Source organism: Lutibaculum baratangense AMV1 (assembly GCF_000496075.1).
Lineage (GTDB): Bacteria > Pseudomonadota > Alphaproteobacteria > Rhizobiales > Tepidamorphaceae > Lutibaculum > Lutibaculum baratangense.
On record NZ_AWXZ01000039.1, the window covers coordinates 369,005 to 384,904 of the forward strand.

Sequence of the window (15,900 nt, forward strand, 5' to 3'; positions counted from 1 at the left end):
CTCGCCGCAGGCCTCCGCTACCTCCTGCTGGAGAAGCCGAGCGGTTCCCCGCCCGACCCCGGGCGGCGCATTCGGCCGCCAGCCCATTCCAGGCGGTCGAGGCGGGCTGCGCCCTTCCTCTCTGGTCATCCTCCAAGGGGCGCGGCCCGCCACCCTCGCGGCCGGCGGACACGCGAGGATGCCGTGCGCTCAGGCCGCCGCTTCGTCCTTCCGCTCGCCCCGGGCCACGATCTTGAGCGTCCCGTCCGGCAACGGCCGCTGCAGGGCCTTCGCCTCGTCCCACGGCGCGCGCATCCAGGCGTCCATCTCCTCCGGTGTCGTGAGGATCGCCGGCATCGCCTGCGGGTGGATCGGCGCGACCTCGGCGTTTGCCGGGCAGGTGAGGAAGCCGAAGAGCCTGTGCTCGCCCTCGACGGGGTCGGCCTTCGTGCCGCGCGTGCCGTGCCAGGTGCACCACAGGCCGGCGAAGGCGAAGAGCGGCCGGCCCTCCTCGAGCGCGAACCACACCGGCGTCTTCCGCGGCTTCGTGTCCTCGTACTCGCAGAACGACGTCGCCGGCACGAGGCAGCGGCAGCCGGGCCCGAGCCAGCGCCGCCAGTGCGGTGAGCCCGTATTCCGGATGTTCGTCACCGGCCGCTCGCCGAACGCCTTCGGCCCCGGCATCCCCCAGCGCATCATCGTCAGCTCGCGGCCGCCGTCCCCGTTGCGCACGACCGGCGCCAGGTAATCGGGGAAGATGCCGGGCAGGGGAGGCAGGTTCCCGGCCGAATCGTGCATGGCGCCGGCGAACTCCCGGATCGCCTGCTGGCCCTTTGTGATGGAGTAGAGGTTGCACATCGGCTGAGGCCCGCGCTCGAGCGGCGGCTGAGGCGGGAGAGAGTACGCTCGGGAGAGGGCAGATCAAGCGCCGGCGGAACGAAGCAAGGACGCTTCTTGTCAAAACCTTCGGTCTGGCAGGTGTCTAACCTGCCCCGGATCGTCCGCTAAGTCGTTGAAAATAATGGCGCGCCCTACGGGAGTGCACCTTCCGAGCGAAAACAACGAGTTAGGGTGGCTAACCCTCTCCATCCTGCGCATTGACTTGATTTCGTTTTTCGGCGCGTTGGCTAACCCCTCGCGGGCCCGGAAGGACCTCATGGGGGAGCGGCCCCCTGAAATGAGAAACGCCCCCCGGCAGGCATCCGGGAGGCGCTTCGATCAGGACGAAGAAGCTGCTGCGTGCTTCCGCGCAGAATCCTACCCGCGGCGAATCGCATGGCGCAAGAGTGACCGCAACAGGGCCACGTCCCGGCTCATGGGAGGCGGGGCATGAGGAAGCGGACCTTCGACCTGCACACGCGGTGCTGCAAGATTGCCGGGGGCGCCCGAAACGGGGCTTTGCTCTTCCATATCGCCCGGTGGCAGCCGCACGCGACCAAGACCTTTAAGGGCGCCGGTTCTGATCCGTGGATCTACCGCGACAGGAAAGAGTGGGCCGACATGGCTGGGCTCTCCTTCGATCAGGTGAAGCGTGCCCTGGCGGCATTGCGGAACGAGGAGCTGATCGAGACCCGCAAGGCGATGGCCAACGGCCGCTCTATCGTGCACGTGAGGCTCACGGGCAAGGCTCGCGTCCGCCTGGGCATCGGTGGGTCAGAAGCCACGACCGCCGGGAAGGGTGCACCGGCCGGTTGGGGCGAAACTGCACCGACTATAGTTGGCGCGGAATTGCACCAACCGGTTGGCGCGGAAGTGCACCAACCCATGAACAACGAGACAGACAACGAGACCAACGAGACAGCATCTTGCGTGCCGCCGCACGCGATGCCCGGAGGAAGTCCCTCTCAGCTCCCGGGAAAGGAGAGCGAGGAAGGGAAGGGAACAAAGGCGAAGAAGGGGAATCTCTCCCCGAGGAAGAAGAAAGCCCCCCCAAGCCCCCCCAAATCCGAAGCCGCGCCGACCGCCGATCTTCGGGCCGTGTGGGCGACCGCCTATCAGGCGCATCTCGGGGAGATCGCGCCTCCGCTGACAGCGAAGGAGCAGGGGCAGCTGAAGAACTTCCACGAGAAGTGCCCGGAGGGAGAGGCGGCTGCCGTGCTCAATCGCGTGGTGCGGGAGTGGCACGAGTTCTGCGGGTGGGCGAAGCACGACGCGGGGATCCACAAATCCCCGGACAAGCCGCACATCGGCTTCGTGCTGAAGTTCATCGGGCCTGCCGTGGACTTCCACCGCGATGCGCTGAAAACGGCACCGAAGCCGAAGGCGACCGCGCCGAAGAAGCCCCTGCAGGTTCTCCAGGTGCCGGCTCAGGACTGGACGCAGGATGTGCAGAACGCGTTTGAGGAATGGGCTGAAGACAAGATCCCGGCGCCGATGGATGACGTTTGTGAGCTGATGGGATGGGATCCCTCCAGCATAAGCGACGAGATGCGTAAGAAGCGGGAGGAGGAGCGCCGGCAGGCTCGGAAGAAGCTCATGGTGGAGTTCTGGCACGATTACCAGAAGGAGCTGGCGAACTAGCGCCGGTTTCAGCGATGGGCCACTAAGCCTCTGCCCATATTGTGATTTCCGCCCGTCCGACTCACGTTGCTCCTGAGAATGGAGGGGCGAAGTGTTCGGACTTCTGCGGAGATCACAACGGCAGACTGAGGAGCGGGCGGCGACCCTTGCCGCGCCCGATGCCGCGCTCCTGGAGCTTTTTGGCGCCACCCCCACGGTGGCCGGCGCTTCCGTCACCCCCGCCACCGCGATGCGATGCACGGCCGTCCGCTGCGCGGTGCAGGCCATCGCCGAAGCGATCGGCCAGCTTCCCGTTCACGTCTACGAGCGCGGCGAGGACGGTGCATGGCATGCCGCGTTCGGAAAAAGCATTCACGAACTGGCTGTGTGAGGCGGCGGAGAAGGCCGGCCTTCCCCCTCACAGTTCGCCTCACGGCCTCCGCAAGGCGGCCTGCAGGCGGCTCGCTGAAGCTGGCTGCACTACGTCGCAGATCATGTCCATCACGGGCCACAAGAACCTTGCCGAGGTGGAGGCGTACACGCGCGACGTGAACCGGCGGCGTCTGGCCACCGAGGCTATGGCGACGATCGATGACGAGTGGAAGGAGACCGAACCGGAAACAAAGACTGGCTAACCCCATCCGGCCGATAGCCAAAACAGGAGCTAAGACATTGAAGTTTCAGGCTGCAAATGCGGGGGTGGCGCGCCCTACGGGAGTCGAACCCGTCTTTCCAGATTGAAAATCTGGCGTCCTAACCGATAGACGAAGGGCGCGGCGCAGGGGTGCCGTATAGAAGGGAATCGTCCCTCCCGCAACACCCGAGTTTGATCACCAGTGGCCGGTGTTCGGCATCGAGGCCCACGGCTCGGCGGGCGCCTTCGCGTCGCCCTTCTGGAGAAGCTCGATCGAGACGTTGTCGGGCGAGCGCACGAAGGCCATGCGGCCGTCGCGGGGCGGGCGGTTGATCGTCACGCCGGCCTTCATCAGCCGGTCGCAGGCCTCGTAGATGTCGTCGACCACGTAGGCGAGGTGCCCGAAATTTCGGCCTTCGCCGTATTCCTCCGGGTCCCAGTTGTAGGTGAGCTCGAGCTCCGGCGCCCGCTCCGCGCGCGAGCGGCCCTCGTCCTCGGGGGCGGCGAGGAAGATCAGGGTGAAGCGGCCCTGCTCGTTCTCGATGCGCCGGATCTCCCTGAGGCCGAGCTTGTTGCAGTAGAAGTCGAGCGACTGCTCGATGTCGCGGACGCGGACCATCGTGTGGAGATAGCGCATGTGGCAATGCCCCCTTGGCGGGTTTCGGAACGGCCGATGCCGCGCTAGGTAGTCCTCGAAGGCGGCTGCGCCAAGGGGATATGCCGATGCTCGAGCGGTCGGAGACGGAGGATCTCGTAGCGATGGTGCGCGAGGCGCGCCGGGTCGTCGCGTTCACCGGCGCGGGCATCTCCACGGAATGCGGCATCCCGGATTTCCGCAGCCCCGGGGGCCTCTGGGCGACGAACCGGCCGATCGACTACGACAGCTTCGTCTCCTCGGCCGGGATGCGCCGCGAGGCCTGGCGGCGCGTCTTCGCGATGGAGCCCGTGTTCCGCGCGGCCGAGCCGGGAAGGGGGCACCGGGCGCTCGCCCATCTCGTGCGGATCGGCAAGGCCTCGGCGATCATCACCCAGAACATCGACAACCTGCACCAGCGCTCGGGCGTGCCTGCCGGCAGGATCGTCGAGCTGCACGGCAACGGCTCCTACGCGACCTGCCTCGGCTGCGGCCTGCGTCACGAGCTCGACGAGATACGTGGGCCTTTCCTGGAGACGGAGGAGCCTCCCGCCTGCCGCGGCTGCGGCGGCATGGTGAAGACGGCGACCGTGTCGTTCGGCCAGACGATGCCGGAGGACGAGATGGCCCGCGCCGCAGAGGAGGCGGAGGCGTGCGACCTCTTCCTGGCCATCGGCTCCTCGCTCGTCGTCTATCCCGCGGCCGGGTTTCCGCTGATGGCGAAGCGCGCCGGCGCCCGGCTCGTGATCGTCAATCGCGAGCCGACGGACCTCGATCCGTTCGCGGATATGACGATCACAAGCGATATTGGCGACAGTCTTGTGGCCCTGACGCAATTGAACGCCTGAAAGGCGAATCAGTTAATCTTTGGGCGTTCCCACCCAGCGTTTGGATGATACTCTGACGCCGCCAGGGAACTGGACGGCCCGGGTGTGGATGCGAGCTGGAGTACGGTATGGGGGCCAAAGAAGCGGCACGGGCGTTCGTCGAACTCTCTCCGGGCGAGGAGGGCGGGGTCGACGTCGTCGAGATCGCCGGAACCATCAAGTGGTTCGACGCGGGCAAGGGCTACGGCTTCATCGTGCCAGACAGCGGCCTGCCGGATGTCCTCCTGCACGTGACCTGCCTGCGCCGGGACGGCTACCAGACGGCCTATGAGGGCGCGCGGATCGTCTGCGAGGCGCTGGAGCGGCCGCGTGGCCTGCAGGCCTTCCGCATCCTCTCGATGGACGATTCCACCGCCGTTCACCCCTCGCAGGTCGTGGCGCGCACCCACGTGCAGGTGACGCCCGAGGGCGAGTTCGAGACCGTCCACGTGAAGTGGTTCAACCGGGTGCGCGGCTACGGCTTCCTGACGCGCGGCGACGGGACGGACGACATCTTCATACACATGGAGACGCTGCGCCGCTTCGGCTTCGCCGAGCTCAGGCCCGGCCAGACCCTGCTCGTGCGCTTCGGCGACGGGCCGAAGGGCCTGATGGCGGCCGAGATCAAGCCCGAGACGCCCGCCGGGCCGTCGTCGCACTGAAGGGTCCAGGCATGACGGTGACGCTGCGGCGGGCGATGCTCGCCCTTCTCCTGTTCGCGGCGCTGCCGCTCGCGGCGGTTCGTGCCGAGCCGCTGACGATCGAATCGGGCGGCGAGGCGCACGTCTTCGACGTCGATGTCGCGCGCACCGTGGCCGAGCGCGGCCGCGGGCTCATGTTCCGCAAGGAGATGGCCGAGGATTACGGCATGCTCTTCGACTTCGGCGGCGAGGGCGAGGTGTCGATGTGGATGAAGAACACCTTCATCCCGCTCGACATGCTGTTCGTCCGCGCCGACGGCACGATCCACCGCATCGCCGCGCGCACGACGCCCTTCTCGACGCAGTCGATCCCGTCGCGCGGGCGCGTGAAGGCGGTGCTCGAGCTGAAGGGCGGCACGGCGGGCAGGCTCGGCATCGCGGCGGGCGACGTCGTGCGCCACGAGGTGTTCGGCAACGCGGAGTGAGGGGGGAGGCACAGGCGCCGCGATGCCTTCCCGCGGGCGGCGAATTCCTCTATATCGGCGGCAGAGCGATGGTCGTTGGGAAGCGGGGCATAGCGCAGCCTGGTAGCGCACCTGGTTTGGGACCAGGGGGTCGCAAGTTCGAATCTTGCTGCCCCGACCACGACCTGGCCGGCGACGTGCCGGTTCGGCGCCCCCGCGGGGGCGCGCGACTTTGGAGGAGGACGGAGGCGACATGACGGCCCGGATCTACCGCCCGGCCCGCAACGCGATGCAGTCGGGCAAGGCGAAGACGCGCGACTGGATCCTCGAGTTCGAGGCGGAGGCCCCGCGCGAGATCGAGCCGCTGATGGGCTACACCGCCTCCACCGACACGAAGGCGCAGGTGAAGCTGCGCTTCGAGACGAAGGACGCCGCGGTCGCCTATGCCAGGCGCAACGGCATCGCCTACACCGTGCACGAGCCGCACGACAGCGTGCGCCGGCCGATCTCCTATTCCGACAATTTCCGCTTCGACCGGAAGAACCTCTGGACGCACTGACCGGTCGACCCGTCCGGCGCGGCCCGCGCAAGGCCGCCCCGCACCGGTCCGACGGCCCCGTAGCTCAGCCGGATAGAGCACCGGCCTTCTAAGCCGATGGTCGCAGGTTCGAATCCTGCCGGGGTCGCCATTCAAATATTCGGACGTTGATGTCGCTGACGTTTCGGCTCGCGGCCCCGCACCCGTGGTCGAGGTGCCGGGCCCGCGAGCCGCCGGCCGACGCCGCTACTCCGTCGAGAAATAGCCGGTGCCCCAGAGCGGGTCCTCCGGACCGAAGCTCTCGATCGGGCGGGGCTTCAGAAGGTTGCGGTAGGCTTCGTTGATCGCCCCGGCCTGCTTCACGGTCGTCATCTGCGAGGCGTCGAAGTCCTTCGGCTCGACGCCCACGTGATCGGCGATGCGGCGGATCGTGCCGGCGAGGTCGGCGCTCGACTCCCTGTAGCCGATCCGCAGCGGCTCGAGCCCGAAGGTCTGGAACACCGTTTCCCAGCCCATCGCGGCGCGGCGCAGGCTCTTCACCTGCTTGATCAGCAGCGCCAGGTCGACCTCGGGCTCGCGCTGGGCCTCCATGCGCACGTTCCACTGCTTCGTCTGCAGCGCGATCGCCAGCGAGGCCGCCTGGTCGACGATATCCTCGCGGTAGAGATAGACGAAGCGCCGCTCGCCGGGCCGGCGGAAGTAGCCGGCGTTCAGCAGCCAGACGAAATGCGAGAGGTGGGTCTTCGCGGTGAAGACGCCGTTTCGCGACCTGCGCTCGTGTTGTTGTTGAAATAATCGTACGGTCGGCCGATGCCAGCATGCAGCAGCCCCTCTGCCACATAGGTCGAGCCGCAGCGCGGCGTCGTGCACAAGAACAGTTCGATCATCAAGGTCCCCTAGCTCACGCGGCACAACCTACCCCACGTCACCCGGCCCGTCAGGCCCAAATTCGCGGGTTTCGCCCACACCCGGGCACCCGCCGCGGCGGGGGTGGCGGTGTCGCCTTGCCAAAGGAGGGAGCGTCACCGCCGGCCGCCGCGAGCTCGCCATGGGATTGCGCCGCGTGGCTTCCGAGGTGTGGAAGGAGAATGAGGCGGAGGGTACTCATAACTGGACAAGCACGCATATGCGCGTATCGTCCCGTCGGCGGGTGTACGGCATGGGCGATGAGCTACCCGTGCGAGTCGAGATGTGACCGTGCGATCACCGTGATCGATGTGCCGAGGCTTGTCAAAGGATCGATGAATGCAAGGTTTGAGGACACTTCAGCTGGCACTGAAGAATAAGTCTAGAGCATATCCTGATCGGAAGGATCAGCGATATGTTGATGAGAGACTGCTCCCCACTGTCAAGCCGAGCTTTTCGATAGACGACACATCGACAGTCTTCACGATCGGGTCGTGCTTTGCGCGAAATGTCGAGGAAGTGCTTGCGGAAGCGGGTGTCAGCGTCCCGACGCTGGGATTCAGCGCTCCGCTGGAGGAGGCGCCGGGGCGCTCGAACCGGATTCTGAACCAGTACAATCCCGGCACCATGAAGCAGTGCGTGTCGGTCGTGCACCGGCAGGATATTGACGATCTGGGCCTCATAGAGCGCGAGAACGGCTGGCAGGACCTGTTGCTTGCCACCGGAAAGTTGGTCACGAGGGAGAGAGCGCTAGAGCGCAGAGTGCAGATCCGAAATCTCTATGTCGGCGGGCTCGCCTCTGCGGATGTCGTCGTGATTACATTGGGGCTTATAGAGTGTTGGTATGACAAAGTATCCGATCTTTATCTCAACGTGATGCCGGCCCCGGAAGTCCTCAAAAGGGATCCGGATCGGTACATCTTCAAGAGAATGGGTGTCGATGAAAGCGTTGACCTTATATCAAAGACAATAGAGGGTATATTCAGTTTTGGTATCCCAAAAAAGATAATACTTATAGTCTCGCCAGTGCCCTTGCAGACGACCTTCAGCGATCAGGATGCCGTGACAGCCAATTGCTTCTCGAAGGCGGTTCTGCGGGTCTGTGCCGAGAAGATCTGCAGCGAGTACCCGCAGGTCGACTACTTCCCCAGCTACGAGATCGTGAGCTCGATGGGCATCCACGCGATGACTCCCGATAACGTGCATGTCAGGCCCGGGGTCGTGCAGAGCGTCATCGCGCACATGATGGCCCACTACGGTGCACCGACGATGCCGCAACACGCTGCACTTGGGCAGGCCTGATCAGGCGAACGTTCGCCAGGACGATGGAAGCGTCCAACGCCGGGCCGGCCGGAGACGTCCATGGCCTCTGCTCTTCGCCGAGCGGATCAACTTGGCCTGCCGACCCCTGTCCAAGTCAGTGCGGCACCGGATGGGCCCGCGCGGCCCCACCGCAAAGCTGGCGCGGAACCTCGTGCCACTTGCCCGCGCCCCACAGGTTTCGGCCGCCGGCCGCCGGAAGCGCGCGACGAGGTCAGGGCCCGTGGCCTCCCAAGTGATAGAGCATGATCTCCTCGCCGTAGAAGGCCGCGATCAGCCGCTCCTCCGCCTCTCAGGTGGCGCGGCCGATCTCCAGCGCCTCGCCCTGGGAGCGCATGTTCCTCAACGGCGGGATCTCGACGCCCCCGCGCCCGGCGACGAGAGCCAGCGCCTCGTCCAACTCCTCCATGCGGAAGATCCTGTCGATCCTGCCGGGCTCCCTGCCGAGGAAGCCGACGAGCGTGTCGGTGTGGTGCCTGAAGTCGCGGAACACCGCGCGGTAGCGGTGGAAGTCCGCGATGATCTCGTCGTAGGAGGGCGAGGTGGACAGGCCGTAGAAGACGTCCTTGCCCTGAGACTCCCGCATCAGCGAACGGGCCTCCGAGACGTTCTTCCGCCAGTAGGAGCGAAGCCGTTCCCGCGGATGGCGGATGACGGTGAAGGAGGTGTGGTCGCTGTAGCGCGTCTTCAGGTCGGCGAAGGGCACGGGCCGCGCGTGCCGGCTCGTCCGCCGGTGCGACCGCTCGCCCGCGGGCCTCTCGCCCCGGGCGACGAGGAATGCGTCCTTCACGGTGGAGGAGGCGCATTTGGGAACGGCGAAATAGAGAAGCCTCATGTCGTCGAACGCGTGCGCCATGCCGACAGGCACGCCGGCGGTGACGAGGTCGACGACGTGGACGCTCGGCAGGCGCCGCCAGATGTTGCGCAGGATCGCCCGCGCGCGCTCCTCTTCCCCGGCGACGACGTAGCAGCGGGCGAGGTGATACCAGGCCTGCGCGTCGTGCTCCCGGCGCAGCAGGCTCCTCAGGGCCGAGATCGCCTCCTCGGCCCGTTCCCCGGCGAGGAGCTGTCTGGCGGCGGTGATCTCGGGTCGAAGCATGGTGGCCGCGGGGCTTGCGGGCGGGCAGGTGCGTATCGCAGCTTGAGATGCCTACCGCAATGCAGTAGGCCTGCCGGAGGCAGATAATGGCGTCCCGCCACGGCGCCGGCCACAGTGTCTGGAAGGGCCGCATGGCAGCAGAACTCTTCGACAACCTGTTTCTCAGCGTCGGCGCCATGAAGGCGGGAACGACGTGGATGCACCGGGTCCTCGAGCTGCATCCGGAGATCTACTTCACGCCGGAGAAGGAGATCCACTATTTCGCTCACGCCTACGTGCCGGGCGAGGCGCCGCTGTCGCCGCAGGGCCGGCTGAACCGCGCGCGCGCCCACACGGCGATTGACCCGCAGCGCTCGCAGCTCCAGGGCGCCCGGGCGCGGCTTCTCTGGGCCGCGAACTACCTGGCCGATCCGATAGACGACCTCTGGTACAAGAACCTCTTCCTGTTTCGGCGCAAGCAGACCTACTGCGCGGATTTCAGCAACCTCTATGCGCTCATCGAGAAGCCCGGCTGGGACCGCATGAACGCCTCCGTCGGCCGGCTCCGGGTCATGTACACGATGCGCGACCCCGTCAAGCGCCTGTGGTCGCACGCGAAGTTCCACTCGCAGTTCATCGGCAAGCAGGACGCGGTCGCGGGCTGGACGCCGAAGCAGGCGGAGGAATTCCTGCGGCGCGACTTCATGTGGAAGCATGCCGAGTACGGGCAGATCGTGCGGCGCCTGCGCGGCGCGCTCGGCGAGGACCAGCTGCGCCTCTACTTCTTCGAGGAGCTGCACAAGGACCAGCGCGCTTGGCTCCGCGACGTCGAAACCTTCCTCGGCATCGCGCACCACGACTATCCCGAGGCCCGGCTCTCGGCGCGCGTGAACGAATCCTTCGACGCCCCGATGCCCGACTGGTTCCCCGGCATCTTCCGCAAGGATGTGGAGCGCATCTACCGCGAGCTCGACGCCGAGGGGCTGACACCGCCGCAGAGCTGGCTGTCGCAGTTCGAGAACAGCGCGAGCGTCGCGTGAACGGGGCGATGGAGCGGCTCGACGCCGCGAACCGGAAGGCCCTCGCGCGCCGCGATGCCTTCCGCGACGAGCTGAGGCAGGGGCAGGCCGGTCATGGCGGCTTTCAGAAGCTGAAGCACGAGTTCCCTTACGTGGGCTTCGTCGAGTGCCGCGCCGAAGACATCGACTTCCTGATGTTCCACGCGAACGACGACGTGGTCGCGTGGGAGTATTTCTGGCTCGGCGACGATGCCTATGAGCGGCCCATCATCGCCCAGTGGCTGACATGGGCGCGGGAGGCGAAGTCGGTCCTCGATATCGGGGCATACACGGGCCTCATGTCGATACTAGCAGGGCTCGCAAATCCCGATGGCGCGGTTCACGCGATGGAGCCGATCGAGCGCACGGTCGAGCGCATGAAGATCAACCTGCGCGCCAACGGGCTGGCGCAGCGCGTCACCATCCATCCGCGGGCTGCGTCCGACGAGTTCGGACCGGAGATGATCAACTACTACCGCGACGAGGACTTCCTCGGCACCGGCAACTCGATCCACGACAAGGGCAAGGAGATCCACGCCCGCCGGATGATCCAGATGGTCAACACCGACCAGTTCCTGGGCTCGAAGCACAAGTTCGACCTGATAAAGGTCGATGTCGAAGGCTTCGAGACCCACGTCCTCGACGGCCTCCGCCGCATCATCGCGCGGGATCGTCCTAGGCTCGTGCTGGAGGTGTGGAAGGAGAACGAGGCGGAGGTGTTCTCGCGGCTGGACAAGCAGGGATATGCCTATCGCCCCGTCGAGGCGAAGCCGGCACGGGTGATGAACTATCTGTGCGAGCCGCGTCCTTGACTTACTGTATCCGCCAAAATCTGGTGAGAGCGCCTGGCACTTATACGTGATCCTGTTGGGGTGCGGACAAAAAGAGGTATCTCGACCAATCTGCGTGGGAGGGGTGCTCAATTTCAATGTCCGAGGAAGGGGGCTTAATGACTGGATCTCTGAATGGCGCAGTTGGGTACAACGCCGTATATACGCTTGATCCTGGTCCAGAATTCAATATTATACCTCTATGCAAATACTTTCGAGTTTCTGAGGGTGATTTCAACGATATTTACGATTTGGTTGTTGGGAGGGAGATTGCTTCTGGTTGGTTTAACACAGATCAATTTACCTTAGAGCCCTTATTTTACTACTCTATAGCACGATCTGGGTACGGTGTAGCTGATCCCGAGTCGGCCACAAGTATATATATACCATTTTTTATCGGGTTGGCATCGATGCGATTGACTCCTGAAGAATACATGGAGTTATTCGAGAGATTCTGTCGTATATGCAATCTATATAATAATAAGACCATTATTCTTCCGACTTCTAGAATATTTCATTTCTTTATGGCGAATCTGAAGTACAGGGTTTCTCTACCGGATAATGTTGTGGCGGTAACGATAGAAAAACAACTGAGCTTGGGCAGTGTTATTGCGGCTCCATACCCGACTAATTACCATGCAATAGAGGGGCTGTCTGCATCAGAGATTGAGTTTCGGGCCCTGGATCAGAAGGAGTACTTCGCCTCCTTTTGCGGAAACATACGTTCTCCTGCCCGGGAGAGCCTGTTGCGTTCTTTCCAGTCATCACCCGTTCCTGTTGATGTGGTGCCTGTAGACGTGAAGTTACGGAAGCACTATCCAACTGATGAGTCAGCTCTCCGGATGGTATTCTCGAAAAACAAGAGTGTATTCTCTATCGAGCCGGCAGGAGATTCTCCATCGCGTAAGTCGATATACGATTCACTTGCAGCGGGATGTATTCCGGTAATTTACCAGAGCGCTCGATTTCATATGCCGTTCGAGGCGCTGATAGATTGGGCCAAGGCATGTGTTTTTGTTCTAGGTAATGACGAGAAGCGGGATATCATTTCCTATTTGCGTGATATCCCGAATGAAGAGATCGAGGAGAGGTTGGAATACATCTGGTCTATAAGGAACTACCTGCAGTTCCCTATAGGTGCTCCTGCTGATAGGAAGAATGCGCTGGACCAGATCCTTTTGGAACTCGAGATGGCGAGGCTCCGGCGCCTCTCGGCTGCCTGATATCGATGCTGATCCAATTGCACAACCCATGCAGAGGTAATCATGGCACTGCCTAATGTTCTGCAGGAGCTATATGCCTTAGACAGTCAGATGGCGGAGGCTATGGCGACCCGGCTTACATACGGGAGCTTTGTGTGTAGCGATCGGGGCTATTTATTTGTTGAGACGCCTAAGGCGGCGTGTTCAACGCTTAAATGGATCCTTGCAGAACTCAGCGGCCATAAGGTTACGCCTCGCAGGGCAGGCGCGGAGACCAGCCGGAAGATGTGTATTCATCTCAGGCGGATTCATCCTGTCCCTTCACTGGCACAGATGTCAGATAGTGACATTGTTGCATTTCTGACAAGTCCGGAAGTCGTCCGCTTTACTGTCGTCAGAAATCCCTACTCTCGAGTGGTGTCAGCGTTTAACGACAAAATTCGAAATGGAGAACCAAACTATAGAAAGTTTTGGTCTATCATTGGCACGCATGTGGGGCATTCAGAAAAAGATTATTCTCCGAGTTTCCCTGATTTCGTTGACTGGCTCCATCGGAAGCAGTCACCGGACAGGTGTAATCTTCATTGGCAGGCCGTGAGTTCCTTAAACTACCACAAATTAATCGGATACACTCACGTTATAAACGTTGAGGAACTGGCGGAGGGGCTCCGACCCGTCTTCCACCGCATCGCAGAAGGGCGGGACGTGGGCGATCTTCTTCAATCGAATAGGGTCAATGAGAGTCTTCCTTCAGACTGGCGAAGATATTACAACCCTGACATAGCTCAAAAAATCTTCACATTCTACAAGGATGACTTCCATATGTTCCGGTACGACGCAGATTCTTGGTCTGCGCCTGCCAAAGGCGCGGTGGCGGCTTCAGAAATCGAGAGATCCGCTGTCTCGGCGATACGCGATCGGAACGAAGTGATAGCGGATCTCCTTGATGAGCTCCAAGCCGCGCGCCGTGCATCTCGGAGTCGTGGAGGAGGCTAATGCGGTTGAAGGGCCGGAGTGGCGATCGATGGCTCTCGGTATGAGCGCACACGATTTCCTGGCAAAGCCGCAGCCTACACCTGCATGTATCTCTCCGCCCGCCTCAGCAGCAGGAGGCCGAGGATCACCAATCCGACGCCCCAGGCGAAGAGGTAGAAGGGGTCGTAGAAGAAGGTGTGGTGCGATCCCATGAAGCCCGCGCGGAACATCTCGACCGCGTGGGGCAGGGGGATCCAGAGGAACGGCTCGCGGATGTTCGTCGGCAGCCACGCCATCATCGTGAAGACGCCGCTCAGGGGCAGCGTGAGATACATCAGCGGCTGCACGAACTTCTCGACGATCTCCACCATCTCGCATACCGCCGCGAGGATGAGCGAGACCCCGAAGCCGAGGAGCCCGAAAAGGAGCCAGGCCGACACCATCAGGAAATGGTCCTCCGCCGGCGGCACCAGGCCGAGGATCAGGAGCATCACGTAGGCGATGATGAAGGCCATCGCGCAGCCGAGGATCTCCGTCAGCGCGCCGGCGATCATCATGTCGAGCACCTGCACGTTCTGGTGGAACAGGAGGCCGCCGCCGGCCTTGATGCCGCCCGCGCCCTTCGGCGCGGTGTGGCGCCAGAGGGTGAGCATCGAATAGCCCGTCAGGATGAAGGTGACGGCGGAGATGCCGTGCTTCTCGCCGCCCATGAACATCGAGCGCAGGGCGACGATGCCGAGGATGAGGATCAGCGGCTCGCCGGCGAGCCACAGGAAGCCGAGATTGCGCCGGCCGTAGCGGCTCATCAGGTCGCGGATCATCAGCGCCCGGATGACGCGGAGCTGCACCTTCAGGCGCGCGGCCAGCGTGTCGTAGCCCACCGGGCCCTGGGTGAGGTCTACCATCGTGTCGTGCCACTCCGTCTCTTAGTGTGCCCGCCGCCCGCGCGCCCGGTCCGGGCGGGCGAGGTGGGGCGCGCCGCCGGGCGCGGCCCGGCGGGTAGGTTCCGTCGATGCCGCCGGCCTGCGGGAGGGACCGGCTGGTGCCGCCCGCTCGGGGCGTCCGCCGCCTCCTCTGCCACGGGATCGTGGAGGGAGAATGGCGGCGGAGCGATCACGCGGCGCCTCCCGTCTCGCGCCAGCGGGCTAGCCCCGCGTCGAGGTCGGCCTTCAGGTCGTCCGTCGCCTCGAGGCCGATATAGAGCCTGACGGCGGGGCCGGGCTCCTGCCATCTCGTCGCGGTGCGGACCGGCTGGAAGGGGATCGCGAGGCTCTCGTAGCCGCCCCAGGAGGCGCCGATGCCGAAGAGCGCGAGTTCGTCGAGGAAGGCGTGCAGCGCCGACTTCGGCCCCTCCTTCAGGACGATCGCGAAGAGCGAGGTCGCGCCGGTGAAGTCGCGCTTCCAGATCTCGTGGTCGGGATGGCTCGGCAGAGCGGGGTGGATGACCTTCGCGACCTCCGGCCGGGCTTCTAGGTAGCGCGCCATCTCGAGGCCCGATTCCATCGACCGCTCGAGCCGCACGTGCAGCGAGCGCATGCCGCGCTGGCCGAGATAGGCGACGTCGCCGCCGGCGAACTCGCCGAAGACGGAGAACGTCTCCTTCAGCGCCGGCCACAGCCGGTCGTTCGCCGTGACGGTGCCCAGAAGCGCGTCGGAATGGCCGGTGAAGAACTTCGTGCCGGCGTGCAGCGAGATGTCGACGCCCATCGCGAGCGGCTTCAGGAAGAGCGGCGTCGCCCAGGTGTTGTCGATGATCGTGGTGATCCCGCGCGCCCGCGCGACGGATACGATCTGAGGTAGGTCCTGAAGTTCGAATGTGAGGGATCCGGGCGATTCGAGCAGGACGGCCCGGGTTTCGGGCCGAATGAGGCCCGAAATGCCCGCCCCGATGCGTGGGTCGTAATAGGTGGTGGTCACGCCGAACCGGTCGAGAAGCTTGTCGCAGAGCTTGCGGGTCGGCAGGTAGCACGAATCGGTGACGAGCAGGTGATCGCCCGATTTCAGGGCCGAAAGCAGCGCGATCGAGATCGCCGAGAGGCCGGAGGAGGTGAGAACCGTGCCTTCGCCGCCCTCGAGCCGTGTGACGACCTCCTCCAGCGCGTCGGTCGTGGGGCTGCCGGAGAGGCCGTAGGAGTAGCGCGCGTCGCGTTTCTCGAAGGTCGCGGCGTCGGGATAGAGCACCGTCGAGCCCCGATATAGAGGTGGGTTGACGTAGCCGAACTGCTCCCCCGGCCTCCGCCCGACATGGACGAGCTCGGTGTCGGCAAGCAAAGGCC

Annotated in this window: 18 protein-coding genes and 3 tRNA genes; 14 read left to right on the plus strand and 7 right to left on the minus strand. The window is 64.1% G+C overall.

Annotation, left to right across the window (positions count from 1 at the left end; all coding sequences use genetic code 11):
* Window positions 1-189: 189 nt before the first annotated feature.
* Window positions 190-837, minus strand: coding sequence for an SOS response-associated peptidase (locus tag N177_RS16375; protein WP_023433509.1), 648 nt, complete (start codon window positions 835-837; stop codon window positions 190-192).
* Between the two features lie 471 nt (window positions 838-1,308).
* Here N177_RS16375 and N177_RS21470 point away from each other — a divergent pair, with 471 nt between their 5' ends.
* The 3 genes from N177_RS21470 (at window position 1,309) to N177_RS22115 (ending at window position 3,113) form a co-directional block, all read left to right on the plus strand.
* Complete coding sequence (locus tag N177_RS21470; RefSeq protein WP_152527945.1) at window positions 1,309-2,499, plus strand: hypothetical protein; 1,191 nt, start codon at window positions 1,309-1,311, stop codon at window positions 2,497-2,499.
* A 91-nt stretch (window positions 2,500-2,590) separates the two neighbouring features.
* Entirely contained in the window at window positions 2,591-2,869 is a 279-nt protein-coding gene (locus N177_RS22110; protein ID WP_040485958.1) for a hypothetical protein, read from the plus strand.
* Window positions 2,829-3,113, plus strand: a complete 285-nt coding sequence (locus tag N177_RS22115) for a tyrosine-type recombinase/integrase (protein WP_244444294.1) — start codon at window positions 2,829-2,831, stop codon at window positions 3,111-3,113. Before N177_RS22110 ends, N177_RS22115 begins: the two co-directional genes overlap by 41 nt.
* 65 nt (window positions 3,114-3,178) lie before the next feature.
* Here the strand turns inward: N177_RS22115 and N177_RS16390 are convergent.
* Window positions 3,179-3,253: transfer RNA gene (locus N177_RS16390), tRNA-Glu, on the minus strand.
* 55 nt (window positions 3,254-3,308) lie between these two features.
* On the minus strand, window positions 3,309-3,749 hold the full coding sequence (locus N177_RS16395) for a VOC family protein (protein ID WP_023433513.1): 441 nt from the start codon (window positions 3,747-3,749) through the stop codon (window positions 3,309-3,311).
* Window positions 3,750-3,835: 86 nt separating this feature from the next.
* Here N177_RS16395 and N177_RS16400 point away from each other — a divergent pair, with 86 nt between their 5' ends.
* From N177_RS16400 to N177_RS16425, 6 genes are all read left to right on the plus strand, one after another.
* On the plus strand, window positions 3,836-4,594 hold the full coding sequence (locus tag N177_RS16400) for an SIR2 family NAD-dependent protein deacylase (protein ID WP_023433514.1): 759 nt from the start codon (window positions 3,836-3,838) through the stop codon (window positions 4,592-4,594).
* A 107-nt stretch (window positions 4,595-4,701) separates the two neighbouring features.
* Window positions 4,702-5,274, plus strand: a complete 573-nt coding sequence (locus tag N177_RS16405) for a cold-shock protein (protein WP_023433515.1) — start codon at window positions 4,702-4,704, stop codon at window positions 5,272-5,274.
* Between the two features lie 11 nt (window positions 5,275-5,285).
* Window positions 5,286-5,738, plus strand: coding sequence for a DUF192 domain-containing protein (locus N177_RS16410; RefSeq protein ID WP_023433516.1), 453 nt, complete (start codon window positions 5,286-5,288; stop codon window positions 5,736-5,738).
* Window positions 5,739-5,821: 83 nt separating this feature from the next.
* Window positions 5,822-5,898, plus strand: a tRNA-Pro gene (locus N177_RS16415).
* 72 nt (window positions 5,899-5,970) lie between these two features.
* Window positions 5,971-6,276 carry an ETC complex I subunit gene (locus N177_RS16420; RefSeq protein WP_023433517.1) on the plus strand — a complete coding sequence of 102 codons (306 nt, stop codon included), beginning with the start codon at window positions 5,971-5,973 and terminating at the stop codon, window positions 6,274-6,276.
* Between the two features lie 53 nt (window positions 6,277-6,329).
* Window positions 6,330-6,406, plus strand: a tRNA-Arg gene (locus N177_RS16425).
* Window positions 6,407-6,501: 95 nt separating this feature from the next.
* Here N177_RS16425 and N177_RS16430 read toward each other — a convergent pair.
* Complete coding sequence (locus tag N177_RS16430; protein WP_023433518.1) at window positions 6,502-7,125, minus strand: Stf0 family sulfotransferase; 624 nt, start codon at window positions 7,123-7,125, stop codon at window positions 6,502-6,504.
* 375 nt (window positions 7,126-7,500) lie between these two features.
* On the opposite strand from N177_RS16430, the gene N177_RS16435 reads away from it, so the two are divergent.
* Window positions 7,501-8,463, plus strand: a complete 963-nt coding sequence (locus tag N177_RS16435) for a GSCFA domain-containing protein (protein WP_081718613.1) — start codon at window positions 7,501-7,503, stop codon at window positions 8,461-8,463.
* A 310-nt stretch (window positions 8,464-8,773) separates the two neighbouring features.
* Here the strand turns inward: N177_RS16435 and N177_RS16440 are convergent, their stop codons facing one another.
* Window positions 8,774-9,580: a sulfotransferase family 2 domain-containing protein gene (locus N177_RS16440; RefSeq protein WP_023433520.1), complete on the minus strand. Its 807-nt coding sequence runs from the start codon at window positions 9,578-9,580 to the stop codon at window positions 8,774-8,776.
* A gap of 131 nt (window positions 9,581-9,711) precedes the next feature.
* On the opposite strand from N177_RS16440, the gene N177_RS16445 reads away from it, so the two are divergent.
* The 4 genes from N177_RS16445 to N177_RS22405 all read left to right on the plus strand — a co-directional run bounded on the left by N177_RS16445 (window position 9,712) and on the right by N177_RS22405 (window position 13,645).
* Window positions 9,712-10,599 carry a sulfotransferase domain-containing protein gene (locus tag N177_RS16445; RefSeq protein WP_040485960.1) on the plus strand — a complete coding sequence of 296 codons (888 nt, stop codon included), beginning with the start codon at window positions 9,712-9,714 and terminating at the stop codon, window positions 10,597-10,599.
* Window positions 10,596-11,429: an FkbM family methyltransferase gene (locus N177_RS16450; RefSeq protein WP_023433522.1), complete on the plus strand. Its 834-nt coding sequence runs from the start codon at window positions 10,596-10,598 to the stop codon at window positions 11,427-11,429. The genes N177_RS16445 and N177_RS16450 overlap by 4 nt, the downstream gene beginning before the upstream one ends.
* Before the next feature lie 137 nt (window positions 11,430-11,566).
* Window positions 11,567-12,670: an exostosin domain-containing protein gene (locus N177_RS21140; RefSeq protein ID WP_160170939.1), complete on the plus strand. Its 1,104-nt coding sequence runs from the start codon at window positions 11,567-11,569 to the stop codon at window positions 12,668-12,670.
* A 102-nt stretch (window positions 12,671-12,772) separates the two neighbouring features.
* Complete coding sequence (locus tag N177_RS22405; protein ID WP_425280806.1) at window positions 12,773-13,645, plus strand: sulfotransferase family 2 domain-containing protein; 873 nt, start codon at window positions 12,773-12,775, stop codon at window positions 13,643-13,645.
* 74 nt (window positions 13,646-13,719) lie between these two features.
* On the opposite strand, the gene N177_RS16460 is transcribed toward N177_RS22405, so the two are convergent.
* Window positions 13,720-14,529, minus strand: coding sequence for an ABC transporter permease (locus N177_RS16460; RefSeq protein WP_051402429.1), 810 nt, complete (start codon window positions 14,527-14,529; stop codon window positions 13,720-13,722).
* Window positions 14,530-14,737: 208 nt separating this feature from the next.
* A complete protein-coding gene (gene metC / locus N177_RS16465; protein WP_040485963.1) occupies window positions 14,738-15,895 on the minus strand; it encodes a cystathionine beta-lyase in 1,158 nt (385 codons plus the stop codon).
* Window positions 15,896-15,900: the final 5 nt, after the last annotated feature.